This is a genomic window from Actinomadura sp. KC345 (genome assembly GCF_004348515.1).
In the GTDB taxonomy this organism is placed as follows: Bacteria; Actinomycetota; Actinomycetes; order Streptosporangiales; family Streptosporangiaceae; genus Spirillospora.
In genome coordinates this window covers 1-3,006 of sequence record NZ_SMKH01000500.1, presented here as the reverse complement: position 1 = coordinate 3,006, position 3,006 = coordinate 1, and the positions used below count along the sequence as shown (strand labels likewise).

Genomic DNA, 3,006 nt, shown 5'->3' with positions numbered 1-3,006 from the left:
GCGCGGGCCCGGCCGGGGTCCGCGTCGGCGAGGTGGAGGACCTCCACCTCAGGCATGTCACACAGGGCGGTGGCGTGGCGCGCGCCTATGCGCCCCGCGCCGGCCAGTCCGATCTTCATTGATCCCCTCCCGGTCGGCGGTCAGGTGACTCACGAGTGTGCTGGAGCGTTCCAGGAGCGTCAACGATCGGTTGTGCGCGTTCCCGGTATTGGAAGTGTCCGAAAACGCGGCCGTTACTCTTGGGCGAGGGAGTGCGAGGGCTGTCCCCCGAGCGCTACCAAGCGCTAGTTTGTGAGCCATGCGGGTATTCGTCACCGGGGCCTCCGGGTTCGTCGGGTCCTACACCGTCCGCGCCCTGCTCGCGGCGGGGCACCGCCCGCGCGCGCTGGTCCGCGACCCCGGCAAGGCGACGAAGATCCTGGAGATGATCGGCGTCAAGGCAGAGGACGTGGAACTCGTCCCCGGCGACATGCTGGACGCGGACACCGTCACGAAGGCGCTCGACGGCTGCGACGCCGCGATCCACGCAGCGGCCGCGATCGGCGTGACCGGAGCCGCCGGCGACCTGGTGGAGGTCAACGTCCGGGGCACCCGCAACGTGGTCGGCGGAGCCGTCGACCAGGGCCTCGATCCGGTGGTCCACGTCTCGACGATCGGTGTGTTCGTCCCGCCGTCCGCCCCGGTCATCACCGCGGACGGCGCCCTCGCGAGCCCGCGCACCGGCTACGGCAGGTCCAAGCTGGCCGCCGAGCGGTACGCGCGCGAACTGCAGGCCGACGGCGCACCGGTCACGATCGTCTACCCGGGCGGCGTGTGCGGACCCCACCAGCCCGCACTGGACGCCCTGATGGAGGGGCTCGCCGCCGCGCTGGGGAAGGTGTGGCCGCTTCCGGGCGGCGGCGTCTCGGTCATCGACGTCCGCGACCTCGGCGAGGCGCTGGCACGTTCCGTCGAGGCCCGGCAGGGACCGAGCCGGTGGGTGCTGGGCGGGCACTACCTGACCTGGCCGCAGTACGCGGACCTCTGCGACCGTCTGACCGGCGTGAAGTGCCGCCGCGTCCCGGTTCCGAGCCGCCTCATGCTCGGGCTCGGCTCGGCCCTGGACGCGGCCAAGCGCGTCCGCCGCTTCGACTACCCGCTCACCCGCGACGCCGCCGAGTTCATGGTCACGCTCGTGCCGACCGACGATCGCCCCGCCCTGGACGCGCTGGACCTCACCCTGCGCCCCGTCGAGGAAACGGTCGCCGACGGCCTGCGCTGGCTGGCCGAGACCGGCCACCTGAAGCCCCGCCGGGCCGGACGGCTCGCCGCCGAGGAGAAGCCGATGCCGGAGGCGACCGCTTCCCGCCCTCCGCCGCCCGCGCCGGGTGACGGTCCCGGCGGCGGACCGGACCAGAAGCGCTCGCTGATCCAGCGCGTCTTCGGGCCGATCTTCCACCGGGTCTCCGGCGCCGGGTGGTTCGCCAAGGTCGGGCCCAAGGTCGTCCCGCCCGTCGACAAGGCCCTGCACAAGGTCAGCGGGGGACGTTTCCTGCTCGGCCAGCTCCTCGTCCCGAGCCTCGTGCTGACGACGACCGGCGCGGTCAGCGGACTCCCCCGGCGGACGCCCCTGGCGTGCCTGCCCGACGACGGCGGATTCTTCGTCGTGGGCTCGAACTTCGGCCGCGAGAAGCATCCCGCCTGGACCGGGAACCTCCTGAAGAACCCCGAGGCCGAGGTCAGCTTCCAGGGCCGCAGCGTGACCGTCACCGCCCACCTCCTGGACGACGCCGAACGCACCGAGGTCTGGCCCCGCCTCACCCGGGTGTGGCCCGTCTACGACCGCTACGTGGAACGCGCGGACCGGGAACTGAGGATCTTCCACCTCACGCCGAAGTAAGCCGCCGGCTTCGTTCACTTGCGGCGTGTTGTTGTTATCAGGGCCGCCATAACAACAACACGCCGCAAGTCAACGGCTTCTAGGCGGCGGCTTCCTCGGCGCGGAACAGGGCGGCGCTCACCGGGTCCCCCATCTGCTCGCAGAGGCGGGCGAGCGTGCCCATGATGCGGGAGACGTGGCCGTGCGCGCCGAGCCGCCGCCACACGGCGACGGCCTTGAGATGGGCGTCGACCGCGGCACCGAGGTCGTCGCCCGCCCGGCTGAGGTCGGCCAGGATGTCGAGTGCGGCGGCCTCGTCCCACCGGTGGCCGTGCGCGCGCGCCCGCTGCAGGGTCTCGCGGGCGAGCCCGGCGGCCTCGTCGAGGCGCCCCGCGTCGACCAGGAGCCCGCCGATCTCCGCGACCAGCGGGACGGCGTCGTCGAGGTCGCCGATCTGCGCGATCACCTCGAGACCGCGCGCCATCCGGGCGGCGGCGGAGTCCGGGCGCCCCCGCTTCATGTCGGCGAGCGAGAGGTTCTTCAGCGTCCACAACTCCGCCATCGGCGCCCCGCACGCCCGGAACGCCTCCGCGGCCTCCTCGAACAGGGCGGTGTAGCCGCCGTGCTCGCCCGCCTCCCGGAGGTCGAGCGCCTGGGTGTACACCGCCCGGCCGATGCCCAGCGGGTCGCCCGCGCGGCGCGCCTCGGCGAGCAGCGCGGACGGCTCGGGCGCCGGGTCCGGACCGGCCGCCGCCCGCTCGGGGAAGGCGGGCAGGGCCCGGTAGGCGGCGAAGCCGCGCTCGGCGTACTCGATCACGGCGGCCAGCCCGAAACGGCTTCCCTCGGCGTCGACGAGCAGGCCGAGCATGCAGGCCGCACCGCGCGCGTCGCCGGCGCGTTCGGCGGCCCGCAGCCCTTCCTGGAGGGTCTCCACCCACTCGTCGTAGCGGCCGCGCAGATCGAAGTACGTCGCCAGGCTCTGCGCGACCGGCCAGCCGGATCCGCCGCGCGCTCCGGCCGCCCGCACCTGGCCCTTCAGCAGGATCCGCTCCTCGTCGAACCAGGTGAGCGGCGCGGCGCGGGCGGCGGCGCGGGCGGGCTCCGGCGCCCGCCAGGCGGGGGCGGGGGCCGGGTCCAGCCCGTACCAG

At 74.1% G+C, this 3,006-nt stretch carries 2 protein-coding genes; one reads left to right on the top strand and one right to left on the bottom strand.

Annotated elements, in window-relative coordinates; genetic code table 11:
- The first annotated feature begins 298 nt into the window (after positions 1-298).
- Entirely contained in the window at positions 299-1,879 is a 1,581-nt protein-coding gene (locus tag E1281_RS42410) for a nitroreductase/quinone reductase family protein (RefSeq protein WP_131884687.1), read from the top strand.
- A gap of 79 nt (positions 1,880-1,958) precedes the next feature.
- Here E1281_RS42410 and E1281_RS40965 read toward each other — a convergent pair.
- Positions 1,959-3,006, bottom strand: a 1,048-nt coding sequence (locus E1281_RS40965) for a hypothetical protein (RefSeq protein ID WP_165959309.1), incomplete at its 5' end; no start/stop codon positions are given.

Bases quoted from the DNA above. Each gene is read 5' to 3' on its own strand.
- E1281_RS42410 (WP_131884687.1), top strand. From the start codon at position 299: ATGCGGGTATTCGTCACCGGGGCCTCCGGGTTCGTCGGGTCCTACACC.